Source organism: Parvibaculum sp., from assembly GCF_046297875.1.
Taxonomy (GTDB): Bacteria; Pseudomonadota; Alphaproteobacteria; order Parvibaculales; family Parvibaculaceae; genus Parvibaculum.
In genome coordinates this window covers 1,201,591-1,217,912 of record NZ_JBKBHD010000001.1, presented here as the reverse complement: position 1 = coordinate 1,217,912, position 16,322 = coordinate 1,201,591, and the positions used below count along the sequence as shown (strand labels likewise).

Genomic DNA, 16,322 nt, shown 5'->3' with positions numbered 1-16,322 from the left:
CATGGCTTCTCTCGACGGCGGCCTCGATGCCGACGCCATTATCGACATGCTGGAGATGCAGCCCCATCCTGAAGGCGGACATTTCGCCGAGACCTTCCGCGACGCGGGAGGTGGACAGCGTGCCCATTCGACGGCGATCTACTATCTGCTGAAGGAAGGCACCCGCTCGCACTGGCACCGTGTAGATGCGGCGGAAGTCTGGCACTGGTATGCGGGCGGACCGCTCGCCCTCTCGCTCTATGAGGAGAACCGCGCGCCGGAAACACGGATATTGGGACAGAACCTCGAAGCAGGCGAACGCCCGCAAATTGTCATCCCGGCCCGCATCTGGCAGGCCGCCGAACCGCTCGGCCGATGGACGCTGGTCGGCTGCACTGTTGCCCCCGGCTTTGAATTTGCCGGCTTCGAAATGGCCGAACCGGGCTGGAATCCGCTGCTCTGAGCTTGCGAATTTGCGCGCCCTGTTGCCTTCGCGCTCTGGCCCGCCCATGCAAGACCGCTAGACTGGCCGTTTGATGGCATTCGCATGTCGGTGGGGCTTCAGTGTGAAATCCATTCTTGCCACTTTGGGCCTTGGCACCGCGCTCTTCTGCGCGAGCCTGCCCGCGCATGCAGCCACCTGCCCGACCGATGCAGGTGCAAGCGCTGAAACACAAGTCATCAATGTGGCGACGGCGGGCGGCCCTGCCTATGGCGCCATGCAGTATCCGGCCACAGTGAAACTTGCGCCGAAGCAGGTCGCCCTCACCTTTGACGATGGCCCGAACCCGGAAACGACGCCGCTAATCCTCGACATTCTCGACCGCCATTGCGTGAAGGCGACCTTCTTCATGGTCGGGATCTACGCAGAACGTCATCCTGAAATCGTGCGCGAAGTGGCCGCGCGCGGTCATACGATCGGCAGCCACACCTGGTCGCATCCGACCAATATGCGCCACCTTTCGCCTGCTGCTGCCCGGCGTGAAATCAGGCGTGGTTTCGACGCGATCGAGAGTGCCCTTGCTTCCGCTCCCGCAGAACAACGCGAGAGGCTTGCACCCTTTTTCCGCTTTCCAGGCCTCAATGACAGCAAGGCTCTTATTGACTGGCTCGGCAAACGCAACATAGCAACACTCTCCTGCGAATTCGGCTCGGATGACTGGCGGTCTATCCCTCCGGCGGAAGTGAAGCGCCGGTCGCTGCGCAACATCGCTTCCGTCGGTCAGGGTATTCTCATCCTGCATGATACAAAGCCGCGTACCGCCGCCATGCTGTCCGCCTTCATCATCGAATTACGCAACCGGGGCTATGAAATCGTCCAGCTCGTGCCGGAGGCAGGCGCGCGCGAAATGGCCGCCGCGGCGCCCGATCCGCTGCTGCGCCCGATCTATCGCGCGGCGGCGGAACCACAAGCGCAGTCGGCCACAATTGAGTCCGCACTCAAACCTTCACTTGAGCCACAGAGAGAGCTCCGCTAGCCTTCAGCGATGATCGGAAGGCGCAAGACATTAACCCTGACGCCCACACGCCGCGATGTGCTCCATCTCGGCGCAGGCGCTGCTGCGCTTATCGCCATGCCGTCCATCGTGCGGGCCGAAACGCCCTACAAGAAATCGCTCCGCATGCAGAGCCTGAATTCCGGCGAAAAGCTCGACATCATCTTCTGGACCGATCAGGGCTATGAGCCGGAAGCGCTGAAACGCATGACCTGGTTCATGCGCGACCTGCGCACCGGCGAGGTGCATGACGTGCATCCGGGCCTGCTCGATCTTCTCTGGGAGATCGACAGCCACACACGCTCGAAAAATCCGATCTATACGATGTCGGGCTATCGCTCGCCGAAAACGAACGACTGGCTGAACAGACGCGGCCACGGCGTCGATCCTGGCAGCTTCCACATGCGCGGCATGGCGATAGACGTGACGCAGAATTTTGCTGACACCGAAGAATTCTACCGGGTAGCAAAGAAACTCGGCAAAGGCGGCGCCGGCTACTACCCGACAAAGACGCCCTACGTCCATATCGACATCGGGCCGCTCGACAACTGGGTCTATCCCGGCATGCCGCGCCCGGACCGCGACGAGGAATACGATCTGCTACAGGCCGTCGCCGAGAAGAAAGAAGCCTGAAACGAAAACGCCCCGGAAATTCGCCGGGGCGTTTCGCATTTCTGGGTACGTCTCTTACCCGGCGATATATTGCGCGCCGTTCGCCGTGATCGTTGCACCGGTGATGAAACCGGCCTTATCGTCCGCAAGAAAACTCACGCAATGCGCGATCTCTTCCGCCTTGCCGAGACGGCCGACGGGAATGGTCGCAATGATGCTTTCGAGCACCTTCTCCGGCACCGCCGCCACCATATCGGTATCGATATAGCCCGGTGCAATGCAATTCACCGTGATGCCCTTCTTGGCCACTTCCTGCGCCAGCGCCTTGGTGAAGCCAATCACGCCCGCCTTCGCCGCCGAATAATTCGTCTGGCCCATCTGGCCCTTCTGGCCGTTGATCGACGAAATATTGACGATCCGCCCGAAGCCGCGTTCGCGCATGCCGTTGATAAGCGGTTGGCACATGTTGAACATCGAGTCGAGATCGACAGCGATCACTTCGCGCCATTGCTGCGGCGTCATCTTGTGCAGCATGCCGTCACGCGTGATGCCAGCATTATTGACGAGCACGTCGACCGGACCGAGCGCGGCCTCGACCGCTGCAATGCCCTTCGCACACTCGTCATAGTCGCCGACATTCCATTTGAAGGTCTCGATACCCGTTTCCTTCGAGAAGGCAGCCGCCGCCTCCGCATTGCCGGCATAGTTTGCCGCCACCCTGTATCCCTTGTCGCGTAACGCCAGCGAGATCGCGGCGCCGATGCCGCGCGTACCGCCCGTTACAAGCGCAACCTTGCTCATTGTCGAAAGCCCTTATTGCTGAAGTTCAAGTCATTCGGAAACGACCCCGAGCCGCTCCCTTCCTCCTGCCACCTGGGCTTTTTCAGCCTCTTTCGACGCAAAGAGCGATGCCCATGCCGCCGCCGATGCACAGCGTGGCAAGGCCCTTCTTCGCATTCCGCTTTTCCATTTCGTGAAGCAGCGTCACAAAGACGCGCGCGCCGGAGGCACCGATCGGATGGCCAATGGCAATGGCGCCGCCATTGACGTTCACGATGTCGGGATTCCAGCCGAGATCCTTGTTGACGGCAAGCGCCTGCGCGGCAAATGCCTCGTTTGCTTCCACCAGATCGAGTTCGTCGATCGACCAGCCCGCACGCTTCAGCGCGAGCCGCGAGGCGGGGATCGGTCCTGTGCCCATCACCGCCGGATCGACGCCCGCATGCGCCCAGGAAACGATCCTGCCCAGCACTTTTCGGCCTTCCTTCGCCGCACGAGCCGCATCCATCAGCACCACCGCTGCCGCGCCATCATTGATGCCGGACGCATTTGCCGCCGTCACCGTGCCGCCATCCTTCTGGAAGGCAGGTTTGAGACCCTTGATGCCATCGAGCGTCACGCCATGCTTGATGTATTCGTCGCTGTCGACGACCGTATCGCCCTTGCGCGTCTTGGTCGTGACAGGCGCGATCTCGTCCTTGAACCTGCCGGACTTCTGGGCTGCTTCCGCCTTGTTCTGCGAGGCGACAGCGAAGGCATCCTGCTCGTCGCGCGTAATCTGCCAGCGCGCCGCAACATTCTCCGCCGTCTGGCCCATATGATAGCCGTGGAACGCGTCCCAGAGCCCGTCCTTGATCATCGTATCGACGAAATCGAGCGAACCCATCTTTTGCCCGGCACGGAGATAGGCAGCATGCTGCGCCTGGCTCATGCTCTCCTGCCCGCCGGCCACCACCACTTCGCTGTCGCCATTGACGATCGCCTGATAGCCGAGCGCAACAGAGCGAAGACCTGAACCGCAAAGCTGGTTGACGCTCCAAGCCGGTATTTCCACCGGCAAACCGGCATTCACCGATGCCTGCCGCGCCGGATTTTGCCCCTGTCCGGCCTGCAGGATCTGGCCCATGATCACTTCTGACACCGCTTCCTTGTCGATCCCGGCCCGCGCGATCGCGGCCGAAATCGCCACCCGGCCCAGTTCATGTGCGGGCAGGCTCGCGAGAGCGCCGTTGAACGCGCCTACAGGCGTGCGCGCCGCGCCGACAATGACCACTTCGGTACCGGATTTGCTCATGAGTCTGCTCCCTGGAACCGGCCCGGACGGCGGGCCGCGTGATTGAGACGCCCGTCAGGCGGCACATCGGACCGCGCCAACCCTCAATGGAATGGCCTGGACACGCGGTTTTCGGTGCATCGCAATGCGGGGCTTGCGCAGCGCAACAATACCGCGTCACAATGACGAATGACAGGGGGCAAGGAACCCGCTGGCAGTCTCGACTGCCAAAAACGGGGAAACGGGTTCCGCCGGGTACAAAGCTCTAGTGAGAGATTGGGAAAGCCGTGGCAAAAAAGACATCATCCACGGACGATGACGTCATCGTTATAAAAAAATATGCGAACCGCCGCCTCTACAACACGGCGACATCGAGCTATGTGACGCTCGACCATCTCTGTGAAATGGTGAAGCAAGGCAAGGAGTTCGTGGTTCGCGACGCAAAGACGGGCGAAGAAATCACCCGTTCCGTGCTGACGCAGATCATTTTCGAGGAAGAAGGCAAGGGCCAGAACCTGCTTCCGATCAACTTCCTGCGGCAACTTATCCGCTTCTATGGCGACAGCCTTCAGAGCTTCATCCCGTCCTATCTCGAAATGAGCATGAACAGCTTTTCCAAAGAGCAGGAAAAGCTGCGCCATCGCGTAACGAGCGCGCTGGGCGGCCGCGAGAGACTGGCCCAGTTCGAAGACCAGATCCGTCAGAATCTTGAAGTATTCGACAATGCCATGCGCATGTTCTCGCCCTTTGGCCGACCGCCATCGGGAGGGCGTCCGGAGACGAAAGATCAGCCCAGGCCTGAAAAGGCGGAGAACGAGAACGGCAAGGCCGGCGGCAGCAGCGAGCTCGACGAACTCAAGAAGCAACTTTCGCAGATGCAGGCGCAGATCGAGGCTCTGTCCAAGAAGTAGCGCGCAGGCAAGGATCGGCGATCAGGCGATACTCCGACTCGACACGAGCGATGGGACGTTGCGCGGCAACGACATCACCGGCTCGCCGAGATAGAAGCCCTGCAGATACTGGACGCCGAGCCCCTTCAGCATCTCGACTTCCTCCGCGTTGCTCACCCATTCCGCGACAGTCGGCAGATTGAAGTTTCGCGCAAGATCGACGAGCGTCCGCACGAAAAACTGGTTGTCCGGGTTCGTGGCGAGATTGATGACGAAGGAACCGTCGATCTTCACGAGATCGACGTCGAGCGTCTTCAGGTTACGGAACGAGGTGTAGCCGGCGCCAAAATCGTCGATCGCGATCTTGCAACCAAGTTCGCGGAACATGGCGACGAATTCCGTCAGCTCCAGAACTTCGTGAATGGCAACCGTCTCCGTGATTTCGATAACGAGACGACGCGCGAGGCCGCCATCTGCACGAAGATGGGAAGCAAGCGTCTCCCGCCAAAGCCGGTCGGCAGTCGTTCGGCCCGACACGTTGAGCGAAAGCGTCACGCCAGGATTCTTCCGCAATGTATCGACAGCAAGTTCCATGACCCGATAGTCGAGCAGGCCGATAATGCCGAGTTTTTCGGCAACGGGGACGAAATGCCCGGCGGAAACGAGGCTTCCATCGGGCTGCTCCATGCGAACGAGACATTCGTGTATCGCCGCCTCGCCCGTCGTCGCATCGATGATCGGCTGGTAGGCGATGCGGATACGCTTGTCGTTGAGCGCCGTGATGAGTTCGTCTGCGACGTTGATGTTGCGAAGCCGCGTCTTCTCGCGCTCGCGCGACGGTGTGTAGACGACATGGCTGTCGCGGAGCCGCTGCTTGGCGGCAATCAGCGCCTCCTCGGCACGCGCCAGCGCCTGATCGACACTCGACGCATGACCAGGCAGCGCAATGGAACCCGCCGAAACCGTCACGGCAACGGGACCGCGCGCCGTCAGCACCACCTTGTCGCGGACTTCGGCCAGCATCCGCTCGCAAACGCCGCCGAGGCGCTCTTCATTGCAATTCCGCAGCACAAGGCCGAACTTGTTGCCTGCATAACGGCCCAGTGAATCGCCGCGCCGCGCCAGCGAGCGCAGCCGCTCGCCGACGCTGACAATCACTTCATCGGCAACATCGAAGCCGAAAGCATCGTTGATGAGCGCAAGATTGTCGACGGCGATCAGCAGGAAGGCGGAGTTCTGGCGCCCGCGCTGCGATGCGATCATTGCCTCTGTCAGCGCTTCCTTCAGCCGCACACGATTGAGGAGACCGGTCAGCTCGTCATAGGTGGACAGACGGATCAGTTCGGATTCGCGTTTGTGCCGCTCGTCGATAGCACGAAGTACACCGACGGCGACGGCAGGCGCACCATCAGCGCCACCAAACCATCGACCGCGATCCTCGACCCAGCGCATGCCGCCGAAATCGTCGCAGATCTGATATTCAAGTTCATAAGGGACGCCTGCACCCGTGTCGCTCTCGCGCGACCGGCAGATGAGTTCGTAGCGGCTGAGACCTTCCGTCACGAGGCGCGCGGCGAAATCGCGATGCGTCGCCATTCTGGATATGTCGGAAATGCCGAGCAGAACTTCTGCACCCGGGCTCCAGGAAAGCGAGTCGTCGTCGATCGACCACCGATAGGCAACATCGCCCACCGCCGTGACGGCGCTTTTCAACACATCTTCAGCTTGCGCTTCCATGATGCCGAAGCCATACGCAACACCGACTCTGCGCGCATCCTGCGTCTTCGAGTCCACAACACCGCTCCTGCCGCATTCGTTTACTCGGGCGTATTGCCCCCAAAATGAGCGCTGTTCTGGCGCCCGTTCATCGCATGATCGCGCTCAAGCCGTTAAAATTTCGAGAAGCGTCGTAACCACTAAACCTTTAAATAAACTGGTTAATTCGAGATTCTGTCCCGTTACGAAACGTTACCGGTGCTCTTTTCGCCGCCAAAAGGCCGCGAACTCGTGGCAAGCTTCTTGCGACTATTCCGATGCAGGTGAACAGCGCGGGCGGCGCGCACCGATTGGGGACAGCAAATGGCAGGCATAACGCCAGCTCAACGAGTGTCAGCGAACCTTCCCGCACTGAGGCGGAGGGATGAGGCGTCTGCATCGCGCCGCATCGATCCCGCCCCCCTGCCTGCAGGCGAACCCGCTTCCGCCGCGGGCCTAGGCCGCCCGCATCTGACGGCGATGCGCCCGCTTGCAACTTTCCTCGCGCAATATGTCGACCAGCAGGGAAACCTGAAAACCTCATCTTTTCAGAAAAGCGAAAAGCGCCAGCGCGCGACAAGCGCCTATATCGAGGCGGACATGCTGCCCGACCTTCTGGCCGAAACGCTTCGCCCCCGGCGCGAGCGCCGGTTCTGAACCGCCTGCCGCTAACAGTCAGTTTCCTCGCGTCGCAAGAATAAGCGATTGAAGATCGGCAACGGAGCGCTCGATCCGCTTCAGGCGTTCGTCCATCTCCGCGAGCTTCGCCATCACCGCCGCATCGCCCGCCTTGGGCGCCGTGGGCACCGGCGTCGAGACGCCTGCCTTGTTGGCGATGGCGGCAGGCGTTTCGCCGAGCAATTCGGCAAGGACGCCGACTTCCTGCGGCGCCAGCTCGCGCTGGTCCTTCCAGATTTCGTCGACCTGAGCGCGGGCGAGACGAAGCGCGGCCGCAACATCATCCCGCGTGCGCGCGGCCTCTTTCAGCTTCGCGTCGAACCATTCCTGATCGAAGAAAAGCGCCATGAGCCTTGTCAGCGTCCCTTGAATTCGGGCGCGCGCTTTTCAAGGAAACTGCGCACCCCTTCGCGGTGATCTTCCGTCTGGAAGAGTTTACCCAGTGCGCCGCTCACCCAGCTACCGATTTCGCGCAGATCGCCATAGGAAGCGCGGCGAAGCCCCTCCTTCATGAAGCGAAGCGCGAGCGGCGGATTGACGGCGATGCGCGCTGCTAGCGCCTGCGCGCGCTCCATCAGCTCGCCGTGCGGCGCGACCTCGCTCACAAGCCCGATACGACCCGCCTCCGCCGCATCGATCACATCGCCGGTAAAGAGAAGTTCCGCCGCCTTGGCGGGGCCCACAATGGCGGGCAGCCGCCACAGCCCGCCCACATCGCTGATGAGCCCGCGCTTGATGAAGATTTCGCCGAATTTCGCCTGCTCCGAGGCAATGCGGATATCGGCAAAAAGCGTGAGTTCCATGCCCCAGCCGACGGCAGCGCCGTTCACGGCCGCGATCACGGGCCGGTCGCACTCAAGCGCCGCAACCGCGGCAGGTGTCGGCTCCGGCCGCACCGAAGTGAGCCGCGCCACACTCGCCTCATGCTGCTCGCCGGTCATCATTTCCTTCACGTCCTCACCGGAACAGAAGGCAGGATCGGCACCGGTCACGATCACGCAGCGAACCTCCGGGTCGGCGGACGCCGCGCGGAATGCTGCTTCCACTTCGTCATAGGCACGCCGGTTCAGCGCATTGCGCCTGTCCGGCCGGTTGATTGTGACGATAGCAACATGATCGCGAACTTCATAGAGCAGACAGGTGAAATCCGCGGGCGCGACCTTCGGTGCCTGGGCCATATCCTCTCCTCCCTCTCCCCGTCTCCTGATTATTTCCCGAACTCGCCGAGCGCATCGCCACCCGCGTCGCCAAGCTTCGAGCCACCATCGCAATCGACGATCGTGCCGGTGATGTATTTGGCATTGTCGGTCGACAGGAACAGCGCCGTATCGGCAATGTCGGTCTTGGTGCCGTAGTCGCGCAGTGCAATGCGCGACTTGATTACCTTTTCCATCTCCGGCGTCGGCGCAAGGCGCAACATGCCTTCCGTGTCGGCGATGGGCCCCGGTGAAATCGCGTTCACCCGCACACCTGCCGGTCCCCATTCCATGGCAAGGCACTTCGTCAGCATGTTGATCCCGGCCTTCGCCGCGCAGACATGCGCCTGGAAGAGCGACGGGTTCACCGCCTGCGGCGCCGTGATCGAAATGAGCGAAGCGCCCGGACGGTTGAGATACTGGAAGGATGCGCGCAGCACATTGAACGTGCCGATGAGGTCGATATCGACAACCGTCTTGAAACCGTTGGACGACATGCCGAGCGCAGGGGCCACAAAATTGCCCGCCGCACCGGAAATCACAATATCGAAATTGCCGAGTTCTTTCTGGGCCGTTGCCATCGCCTGATCGACCGAATTGAAGTCGCGCACATCGGCTGCCATGCCGATCGCCTCGAAGCCTTCATCCGATATCGTTTTCGCCGCCGCCGTGATTTTTTCGTGGCTCCGGCTGATCAGCGCGATTTTCGCGCCCGCCCGCGCAAAATGCTGTGCGATGCCGAGATTGATCCCGCTCGATGCGCCCGCGACGAACGCCACCTTGCCCGCAAGCGCCTTTTCCTTGAATACGTCGGCCATTTCCCGTCTCCCTGATGCTATGCGGCCTTACCCGCTTTGCCCGCATCAAGCCCGCATTTCCGGCGGCTCGCAACCCCGCCGCGGCAATTGTAGGCAGCAAGGCGAGGCACTAGACTGCGCCGGCAAGACCCTTCCGCAAGGGAAGGCTTGGCGATGGTGAAACGGCAGTGGCAATGGTTCCATGACCTATGTGAAGGCACTGGGCGTTCTTCTCGTGGCGATCACGCTCATCATGCTGATGAGCTATTGGGCGGCTGGCCGGGCGCGCGCCGCGCTCGATGCCGATGCGCGCGACAAGCTGCTTGCGGAAGGCCATGCTTACAGCTTCCTCGACCTGCCGCAGGGCACCGTGCATTACCGGCTTGAAGGCCCGGAGACCGGGCAGCTCGTCGTCCTCGTTCACGGTTTTGCGACGCCTTCCATCATCTGGTCGCAATACTTCAAGCCCCTGACCGATGCAGGCTACCGCGTCCTCGCCTTCGACAATTTTGGTCGTGGCCTCTCCGACCGGCCGGACACGGTCTATGACGCCGACCTCTTCGACAATCAGCTCTCTGGTCTGCTCGATGCGCTCGGCGTCAATCGCCGCGTCGATCTCGTGGGCTACTCCATGGGCGGCGGTATCGTCACCGTCTTTGCCGCACGTCACCCGGAGCGCGTCCGTTCGATGACGCTTATCGCGCCGGTCGGCCTCGGAAAACTGTCGAATGAGCGCACCGAGATGCTGAGGCGACCGCTGATCGGCGACTGGATCATCCGTCTCTTCGGCACGAAGATGTTCTACGCGGCGGCAGCGGAGGAAGCCAAAAGCATTCCGAACCCAGGGCCTCTCCTTGCGGCCGTCAACCGGCAGCTCCAGTTTCGCGGCTATGGCGACGCACTGCTTTCGACCATGCGAAACTATCCGCTCGAAACGGCGGATGCGTTCTATGCGACGGTCGGTGCCTCGTCGCTTCCGGTGCTTGCGATCTGGGGCGAGGCAGACGAAGTCGTGCCATTCGATCACGCAGAGCGGCTGATGGAACTTCTGCCGCAAGCACAACTCCGTTCCTATCCCGGCATGGGCCACAATATCGGTGTCGCCGACCCGGATCTGGTCGGCGGATTGATCATGCGGTTTCTCGGCGAACAGGAAGCCCGCATTACATCGCCGGGCGCCGCAGGAAAGCCGCGCGGGCCGCTCGCCCGAATGGAATCGCGGCGCTGCGCGAGCTGCGGCGGCAATTCAGGGGATACCGCCATCACCCCGCCCATACCGCAGGCGAACTGACAGCGAAGTGAAAGTGACTGCCCGATGAAGCCGCTCGTCGAAGAGCTGGAATGGATGCTGCCGCACGAAGTCTTCGCAAACTTCGCGGACGAGCCATTTGCCCTCTTCCTCGACAGCGCGACGGCGGCGCCCGGCCGGGATGCCGGGCTTCACGGACGCTGGAGCTTCATCGCCGTCGCGCCTTTCGAAACGATTTGTCTTCGCATCGGAGAGGGCGCTGGTGCGCCTTTCGATCTTGTGAAGCAGAAGCTCATGGAACTTCCGGTTGTCGAGCGGGACGAAACCATGCCGCCTTTCTGTGGTGGCGCGGCAGGCTTTTTCGGTTATGGCCTTGGCCGCACGCTTGAGCGCCTGCCGCCCGAAGAAGCGCCCCATGCCACCGACGATCAAGGATTCCCCGACATGGCACTCGGCTTCTACGATGTGGTTATGGCCTTCGACATGATCGCGAAACGCGCCGTCGCCATATCGTCCGGCCTGCCCGAACACGATCCCGGAAAGCGCGCAACACGGGCAAAGGCCCGAATGGCGGAAGTCGTGGCACGCCTGAAGGCATCCACACCGGCAGAGCAGAAGGCCGCGCGCTCCTCGACCGCGATTGCATCGAACTTCACGCGCGACGCCTATGAACGCGCCGTCACCCGCGTGATCGAATACATTCACGCTGGCGACATCTTCCAGGCCAATCTCTCGCAGCGTTTCGAAACAAGGCTGGCCGACGGCGATACGCCAATTGCACTCTATCTGCGCCTGCGCGCCACAAGCCCCGCCCCTTTCGCCTCCTTCTTCAATTTCGGCAGCGGCGCAATCGTATCCTCCTCGCCCGAACGGTTCTTGTCCTGCCGGAACGGGATTGTCGAAACGAAGCCGATCAAGGGCACAAGGCCGCGCGGCGCGACGCCAGAAGAAGATGCGCGCCTCGCAGCCGACCTCCTTGCCTCGGAGAAGGACCGTGCCGAAAACGTGATGATCGTCGATCTTCTGCGCAATGACATCTCCCGCGTCTGCAACGACAACTCGGTCGAGGTCGAGAAACTCTGCGAACTCGAAAGCTTCGCCAATGTCCACCATCTCGTCTCCACGGTGCGCGGCAGGCTCCGGCCGGGCATGACGTCGGCCGATCTCCTCGCGGCGTGTTTTCCCGGCGGCTCCGTCACCGGCGCACCGAAGCGCCGCGCGATGGAAATCATCGCCGAACTCGAACCGACGACACGTGGCCCCTATTGCGGGGCTATCGGCTGGCTCGGTGCCGACGGCAGCATGGACAGCGCCATCACGATCCGCACCATCGTGGTCGATGGCCGCCGCGTCACCTTTCAGGCAGGCGGCGGCATTGTCGCAGACTCAGATCCCGCCGCCGAATATGAGGAAACGCTTGCCAAGGCGCTGAACATGCTTGAAGCGCTGGACGGCGCACCGGCATTGCTTGCGGGAGAACCCGCATGATCCTCGTCATCGATAATTTCGATAGTTTCGTTCACAATCTCGCGCGCTATATCGGCGAGCTCGGCTTTGAACGCCGCACCGTCCGTACCGACGCAATCTCGGTCACGGAGGCAATCGCCTTGCAGCCCGAGGCAATTGTTCTTTCGCCTGGCCCCTGCGGACCCGACAAGGCGGGGATTTCGATGCCACTTGTCCTCGCTGCAGCAGAACACGGCATTCCGTTGCTCGGTGTCTGCCTCGGTCATCAGGCGATTGCAGCCGCTTTCGGCGGCACCATCGCGCGCGCGCCTTCGCCGTTGCATGGCAAGGCATCCGCGATCCATCACGATGGCAGCACCCTTTTCAAGGGCATCCCGAGCCCCTTCATGGCTGGACGATATCATTCGCTCATCGCCGAACTGCCGCTGGGCAGCCCGCTTCGCCTGACCGCGCAAACGAAGGACGGTGTGCCAATGGCGCTTGCCCACGAAACACTGCCGCTGTTCGGCGTACAGTTTCACCCGGAATCGGTATTGACCGAACATGGCCACCGGCTGCTCGGAAACTTTCTCGACCTGGCCCATGCCGGCCGGAAGATCGACATGAGGCAAAGCGCATGAAGCTCTGGCTCAATGGCACGATCGCCAGTGCAGGCGATACGCGGATCGACCCGGCGGACCGGGGATTTCTCCTCGGCGACGGGCTCTTTGAAACCATGCTTGTGCGCAAAGGCAAGATCGCCTTTTTTGAGGAGCATCTGCTACGCCTGATGAAGAGCGCCGAAACGATCGGCCTTGGCATGCCCTATGCGCCGGACGAATTGTTGCAGGCTTGCCGCGATCTCCTTCAGGCAAACGAACTCGCCGAATGTGACCGCGCCTCGCTTCGGATGACGCTGACGCGCGGTCCGGGGCCTCGCGGCCTTGCACTCCCCGCCGAGCCGAAGCCGACGGTTCTGATAAGCGCCGCCGCAGGCGCGGCGGCGCCCGAGCGCCTTTCACTGGCAACCGTCTCGCCGCGGCGAAACCCCTGGTCGCCATCGGCGCGGCTGAAGGCGCTACCCTATCTCGACAATGTGCTGGCGAAAGAGGCGGCGCGCGAGAAGGGCGCCGATGACGCGCTGATACTCGATACGGGCGGCATGGTGGCCTGCACAAGTGCCGCCAATATTTTCATCTGGGAAGGCGATACGCTTCTCACGCCGGCCGATAGAGGCGCAATCCTGCCTGGCATCACGCGGGCGGCATTGCTCGAACTGGCACCCGGCATCGGCATCGACATGCGCGAGGAAGACATCGCGCCGCAACGCCTCGCACATGCGTCCGGCATATTCGTCACAAACAGCCTGATGGGGCTCGCACCCGTCTCGCGGATCGACGGGCAGGAAATACCCGCCCATCCGATGACGGCGCGGCTTGCCGCGGCATACGAACTATTGCTCGATGCCGCGGCGTACGGGGACTGATTATTCGCCGACGGTGAAGTCGCGCCGCGCTGCGGTGATGGTCACGGTAAAACCTGCAACCACGTCGAACAGGGCAAGGATCACCAGCGCAAAGAATGTCGAGGTGCCGAATTCAGGCAGCACGATGAACTGAACTAGCGCCACGAGAAGCACCAGCATGGAAAGCGCGTGATTGATGATGGTGGAGGCGCCGGTCTGCGTCGAGCCGACAAGCTCGAAGAAGAGCAGAAGAAGTCCGCAAAAGACGATCACGTCGCCGACATCGATGGTCCAGATGGCGCCCGATATGAGCGAGATCGTTGTAACCTGCGTGTCCATGGACAGGCCGGTCAGATAGACGATGATGTTGTAGGCGATGATGACGAGCGCCATCATTGGCAGAGTACGAAACATGGCAAATTCCCCTTGTTGCCCCCGTGAACCGGCCTCATCTGTGCCACTCTAGCACATTTTCCGGTACCATAACCTGTCCCGGCAGAAGGTACGCGTCATCTTTCGATGACGGTTAACGCAAGAACTGGAAGGCAGGATATGACAGGCGCGGTGCAGCATTTTTCCAGCTCCTATGCCGAGGCAAGACGGAAATTCCTGGCCGCGGCCGGGGCGGCAGGCGGCGCGATCCGCCACCACCTCCATCCGCTGAAGGGCCCGTCCGGCGAGGAACTTGCGACCGACATAGCCCGCTTCGGCCCGGCAAATGCGTCGCGCATTCTGGGCATCGGCTCCGGCACGCATGGCGTCGAGGGCTATTGCGGCTCGGGCGTCCAGACGGCACTTATCTCCGAAGGTTTCGCCGCAGATGTGCCGGACGGCACCGCGATCCTTTTCATTCATGCAATCAACCCCTATGGCTTCGCATGGGACCGGCGTGTGAACGAGGACAATGTCGATCTCAACCGCAATTTCGTCGATCACTCGAAGCCTCACCCCGAAAATCCCGGTTACGAAGAACTGGCCGACGCCATCAACCCGCGCGACCTGTCGCCCGAAACAATGGCGGAGTGCCGTGCACGGATGAAAGCCTATGCAGCGGCGCATGGCCCCCGCGCCATGCAGCATGCGCTGAGCGCCGGGCAATACACGCATCCGAAGGGCGTGCAGTTTGGCGGCCACGCGCCCGTCTGGTCGAACCGTACATTGCGCGCGATCATCCGCGCCGAAATGGCGGCGGCGGAGCGCATCGCCTTTGTCGATATTCATTCAGGGCTCGGCGCGCGCGGCGGCGCCGAAATCATCTGCACCGAACCGGAAACGAGCGGCGCTTACAAGCGCATGGTTGAATGGTGGGGCTCGTCCGTCCGCTCGACGGTGGGCGGCGGCTCGATCTCGTCCGATGTGCCGGGCTCGATACCGGTCTGCTTTGCCGATGAACTGAAGGGCCGCGAAGTGACTTCCTGCGGCCTCGAATTCGGCACCGTGCCGATTGCCGAAGTGACGGTGGCGCTGCAATCCGACAACTGGCTTCACCAGAATGGCGGCCACGAAAATCCGAAAGCAGCCGAGATCGCAAAGCTGATCCGCGACGCCTTCTATGTCGACGCCGACGACTGGAAGGAACAGGTGACGGATACCTCGCGCTGGACCTGCGCCCGCGCACTGGCCGGGCTCACGTCATGAAAGCTGCCCAATGAAAAACGCCGCTCCCTGAGGAACGGCGTTTCGAAATTCACTGCCGATGCGGAAGGGCTTATTCGCCCTTCGGCTTCAGGATCTGCTTGCCGCGATACATGCCGCTCTTCAGGTCCACGTGATGGGGACGGTGAAGCTCGCCCGAATCCGGGTTCTCGACATAGGCCGGCTGCGACAGCGCATCGGCCGAACGGCGCATGCCGCGCTTCGACGGGGTGGTTTTCCTCTTGGGGACGGCCATGGGCTTCGCTCCGATTGCTCCGCGAGCGGTCCGCCTGAGGCGAACGCCTGCCCTCGCGAAAAAGGCTTTGAAAACAAGATAATGGCCGTGACCGGCATTTGCCGGACGGCCTTTGGCGGGCCTTATACAGTGAAACCGGACGGAAAGTCCATATGGACCCGTCAATTGAGGTGGATCACCGCACATTCATCGGCGGAAACCTGGGCCCGGGCGCAGGCAGCGCGGGCCGACCGCTCATCGACGAAGGGCCCCATCCGCACCCGGTGAACCTCCTCGCCCGAAACCCTGACCGTGTCGATGGAGACACGCTCCTCGCCCTGAAGGTCCGGTTCGCGGCCGAGAATGTCGAAATAGCGCCGGCTTGCCCGGTCGATCCGGTCATAGGAACCGACCTGCGCATAATAGCGGCCGCCGGAAGCGGCAGGCGCCCCGAGCGAGGCAACCTGAATGGCGGCTTCTCCGCGGCCGGGACGCGCAAGCGGACGCGGCGCCGTCACCGGGTTTGCGGCAATCGAGCCGGTGACGAGCCCGGCATGGGGATCGTCGCTCCAACTGGCATATTGAACCTGCGGGCGGGGCTGCGGGCGCGCGGCGATGGCCGGCTCCCGATAGGGAACCTCGATGGTCCGCTCGACCAGCCGGTTCATGCCGCCCCGATCATAGCTGCGGGTTTCCTGCGCGACGCGCGGCGCGGGATCGACAAGCCCCCGCTCCTTCTGGATCACGAAAAGCCCGATCAGGATTGCGCCGAGTACCAGCCAGAAGCGGTCGCGCTGAGCCTTTTCGAACATGGCAAGCCCCCTTGTTCCTCCCCG

General features: G+C 62.0%; 19 protein-coding genes. 10 read left to right on the top strand and 9 right to left on the bottom strand.

What is annotated here, in order from left to right; genetic code table 11:
* Position 1: 1 nt before the first annotated feature.
* The 3 genes from ACK4FH_RS06030 (at position 2) to ACK4FH_RS06020 (ending at position 2,108) form a co-directional block, all read left to right on the top strand.
* On the top strand, positions 2 to 442 hold the full coding sequence (locus ACK4FH_RS06030; protein ID WP_409811841.1) for a cupin domain-containing protein: 441 nt from the start codon (positions 2 to 4) through the stop codon (positions 440 to 442).
* A gap of 103 nt (positions 443 to 545) precedes the next feature.
* On the top strand, positions 546 to 1,457 hold the full coding sequence (locus ACK4FH_RS06025; protein ID WP_409811839.1) for a polysaccharide deacetylase family protein: 912 nt from the start codon (positions 546 to 548) through the stop codon (positions 1,455 to 1,457).
* 9 nt (positions 1,458 to 1,466) lie between these two features.
* Positions 1,467 to 2,108: a YcbK family protein gene (locus ACK4FH_RS06020; RefSeq protein ID WP_409811837.1), complete on the top strand. Its 642-nt coding sequence runs from the start codon at positions 1,467 to 1,469 to the stop codon at positions 2,106 to 2,108.
* A gap of 54 nt (positions 2,109 to 2,162) precedes the next feature.
* Here ACK4FH_RS06020 and phbB read toward each other — a convergent pair whose 3' ends face one another.
* Together phbB and ACK4FH_RS06010 are read right to left on the bottom strand one after the other, a co-directional pair.
* Entirely contained in the window at positions 2,163 to 2,888 is a 726-nt protein-coding gene (gene phbB, locus ACK4FH_RS06015) for an acetoacetyl-CoA reductase (protein WP_409811835.1), read from the bottom strand.
* Between the two features lie 82 nt (positions 2,889 to 2,970).
* Positions 2,971 to 4,161 carry an acetyl-CoA C-acetyltransferase gene (locus ACK4FH_RS06010; protein WP_409811833.1) on the bottom strand — a complete coding sequence of 397 codons (1,191 nt, stop codon included), beginning with the start codon at positions 4,159 to 4,161 and terminating at the stop codon, positions 2,971 to 2,973.
* Positions 4,162 to 4,427: 266 nt separating this feature from the next.
* Between ACK4FH_RS06010 and phaR the strand changes: the two genes are divergently transcribed.
* On the top strand, positions 4,428 to 5,051 hold the full coding sequence (gene phaR / locus ACK4FH_RS06005) for a polyhydroxyalkanoate synthesis repressor PhaR (RefSeq protein ID WP_409811831.1): 624 nt from the start codon (positions 4,428 to 4,430) through the stop codon (positions 5,049 to 5,051).
* A gap of 21 nt (positions 5,052 to 5,072) precedes the next feature.
* Here phaR and ACK4FH_RS06000 read toward each other — a convergent pair whose 3' ends face one another.
* Entirely contained in the window at positions 5,073 to 6,824 is a 1,752-nt protein-coding gene (locus tag ACK4FH_RS06000) for a putative bifunctional diguanylate cyclase/phosphodiesterase (RefSeq protein ID WP_409811829.1), read from the bottom strand.
* Between the two features lie 312 nt (positions 6,825 to 7,136).
* Between ACK4FH_RS06000 and ACK4FH_RS05995 the strand changes: the two genes are divergently transcribed.
* Positions 7,137 to 7,442 carry a hypothetical protein gene (locus ACK4FH_RS05995; RefSeq protein ID WP_409811828.1) on the top strand — a complete coding sequence of 102 codons (306 nt, stop codon included), beginning with the start codon at positions 7,137 to 7,139 and terminating at the stop codon, positions 7,440 to 7,442.
* A gap of 18 nt (positions 7,443 to 7,460) precedes the next feature.
* Here ACK4FH_RS05995 and ACK4FH_RS05990 read toward each other — a convergent pair whose 3' ends face one another.
* From ACK4FH_RS05990 to ACK4FH_RS05980, 3 genes are read right to left on the bottom strand one after another with little or no spacing between them, the layout of a single operon-like run.
* A complete protein-coding gene (locus ACK4FH_RS05990) occupies positions 7,461 to 7,811 on the bottom strand; it encodes a hypothetical protein (protein WP_409811827.1) in 351 nt (116 codons plus the stop codon).
* Positions 7,812 to 7,819: 8 nt separating this feature from the next.
* The gene (locus tag ACK4FH_RS05985) at positions 7,820 to 8,641 is read right to left on the bottom strand and encodes an enoyl-CoA hydratase/isomerase family protein (protein WP_409811825.1); all 822 of its coding nucleotides are present in this window, start codon (positions 8,639 to 8,641) and stop codon (positions 7,820 to 7,822) included.
* Positions 8,642 to 8,670: 29 nt separating this feature from the next.
* Complete coding sequence (locus ACK4FH_RS05980; protein WP_409811823.1) at positions 8,671 to 9,477, bottom strand: SDR family oxidoreductase; 807 nt, start codon at positions 9,475 to 9,477, stop codon at positions 8,671 to 8,673.
* A gap of 181 nt (positions 9,478 to 9,658) precedes the next feature.
* Here ACK4FH_RS05980 and ACK4FH_RS05975 point away from each other — a divergent pair, with 181 nt between their 5' ends.
* From ACK4FH_RS05975 to ACK4FH_RS05960, 4 genes are read left to right on the top strand one after another with little or no spacing between them, the layout of a single operon-like run.
* On the top strand, positions 9,659 to 10,747 hold the full coding sequence (locus ACK4FH_RS05975) for an alpha/beta fold hydrolase (protein WP_409811821.1): 1,089 nt from the start codon (positions 9,659 to 9,661) through the stop codon (positions 10,745 to 10,747).
* 24 nt (positions 10,748 to 10,771) lie between these two features.
* A complete protein-coding gene (gene pabB / locus ACK4FH_RS05970; RefSeq protein ID WP_409811819.1) occupies positions 10,772 to 12,193 on the top strand; it encodes an aminodeoxychorismate synthase component I in 1,422 nt (473 codons plus the stop codon).
* Positions 12,190 to 12,792 carry an anthranilate synthase component II gene (locus ACK4FH_RS05965; protein ID WP_409811818.1) on the top strand — a complete coding sequence of 201 codons (603 nt, stop codon included), beginning with the start codon at positions 12,190 to 12,192 and terminating at the stop codon, positions 12,790 to 12,792. The genes pabB and ACK4FH_RS05965 overlap by 4 nt, the downstream gene beginning before the upstream one ends.
* Complete coding sequence (locus tag ACK4FH_RS05960) at positions 12,789 to 13,637, top strand: aminotransferase class IV (RefSeq protein ID WP_409811817.1); 849 nt, start codon at positions 12,789 to 12,791, stop codon at positions 13,635 to 13,637. Before ACK4FH_RS05965 ends, ACK4FH_RS05960 begins: the two co-directional genes overlap by 4 nt.
* On the opposite strand, the gene ACK4FH_RS05955 is transcribed toward ACK4FH_RS05960, so the two are convergent.
* Complete coding sequence (locus ACK4FH_RS05955; protein WP_409811815.1) at positions 13,638 to 14,030, bottom strand: hypothetical protein; 393 nt, start codon at positions 14,028 to 14,030, stop codon at positions 13,638 to 13,640.
* 138 nt (positions 14,031 to 14,168) lie between these two features.
* Between ACK4FH_RS05955 and ACK4FH_RS05950 the strand changes: the two genes are divergently transcribed.
* Positions 14,169 to 15,254, top strand: a complete 1,086-nt coding sequence (locus ACK4FH_RS05950; RefSeq protein ID WP_409811813.1) for a M14 family metallopeptidase — start codon at positions 14,169 to 14,171, stop codon at positions 15,252 to 15,254.
* Between the two features lie 70 nt (positions 15,255 to 15,324).
* On the opposite strand, the gene rpmF is transcribed toward ACK4FH_RS05950, so the two are convergent.
* A complete protein-coding gene (gene rpmF / locus ACK4FH_RS05945; protein ID WP_293215002.1) occupies positions 15,325 to 15,507 on the bottom strand; it encodes a 50S ribosomal protein L32 in 183 nt (60 codons plus the stop codon).
* A gap of 161 nt (positions 15,508 to 15,668) precedes the next feature.
* The gene (locus ACK4FH_RS05940; RefSeq protein WP_409811811.1) at positions 15,669 to 16,298 is read right to left on the bottom strand and encodes an SPOR domain-containing protein; all 630 of its coding nucleotides are present in this window, start codon (positions 16,296 to 16,298) and stop codon (positions 15,669 to 15,671) included.
* Positions 16,299 to 16,322: the final 24 nt, after the last annotated feature.

Bases quoted from the DNA above. Each gene is read 5' to 3' on its own strand.
- ACK4FH_RS06030 (WP_409811841.1), top strand. From the start codon at position 2: ATGGCTTCTCTCGACGGCGGCCTCGATGCCGACGCCATTATCGACATG.
- ACK4FH_RS06020 (WP_409811837.1), top strand. From the start codon at position 1,467: ATGATCGGAAGGCGCAAGACATTAACCCTGACGCCCACACGCCGCGAT.
- phbB (WP_409811835.1), bottom strand. From the start codon at position 2,888: ATGAGCAAGGTTGCGCTTGTAACGGGCGGTACGCGCGGCATCGGCGCC.
- ACK4FH_RS06010 (WP_409811833.1), bottom strand. From the start codon at position 4,161: ATGAGCAAATCCGGTACCGAAGTGGTCATTGTCGGCGCGGCGCGCACG.
- ACK4FH_RS05990 (WP_409811827.1), bottom strand. From the start codon at position 7,811: ATGGCGCTTTTCTTCGATCAGGAATGGTTCGACGCGAAGCTGAAAGAG.
- ACK4FH_RS05985 (WP_409811825.1), bottom strand. From the start codon at position 8,641: ATGGCCCAGGCACCGAAGGTCGCGCCCGCGGATTTCACCTGTCTGCTC.
- ACK4FH_RS05980 (WP_409811823.1), bottom strand. From the start codon at position 9,477: ATGGCCGACGTATTCAAGGAAAAGGCGCTTGCGGGCAAGGTGGCGTTC.
- ACK4FH_RS05975 (WP_409811821.1), top strand. From the start codon at position 9,659: ATGACCTATGTGAAGGCACTGGGCGTTCTTCTCGTGGCGATCACGCTC.
- pabB (WP_409811819.1), top strand. From the start codon at position 10,772: ATGAAGCCGCTCGTCGAAGAGCTGGAATGGATGCTGCCGCACGAAGTC.
- ACK4FH_RS05965 (WP_409811818.1), top strand. From the start codon at position 12,190: ATGATCCTCGTCATCGATAATTTCGATAGTTTCGTTCACAATCTCGCG.
- ACK4FH_RS05960 (WP_409811817.1), top strand. From the start codon at position 12,789: ATGAAGCTCTGGCTCAATGGCACGATCGCCAGTGCAGGCGATACGCGG.
- ACK4FH_RS05955 (WP_409811815.1), bottom strand. From the start codon at position 14,030: ATGTTTCGTACTCTGCCAATGATGGCGCTCGTCATCATCGCCTACAAC.
- ACK4FH_RS05950 (WP_409811813.1), top strand. From the start codon at position 14,169: ATGACAGGCGCGGTGCAGCATTTTTCCAGCTCCTATGCCGAGGCAAGA.
- rpmF (WP_293215002.1), bottom strand. From the start codon at position 15,507: ATGGCCGTCCCCAAGAGGAAAACCACCCCGTCGAAGCGCGGCATGCGC.
- ACK4FH_RS05940 (WP_409811811.1), bottom strand. From the start codon at position 16,298: ATGTTCGAAAAGGCTCAGCGCGACCGCTTCTGGCTGGTACTCGGCGCA.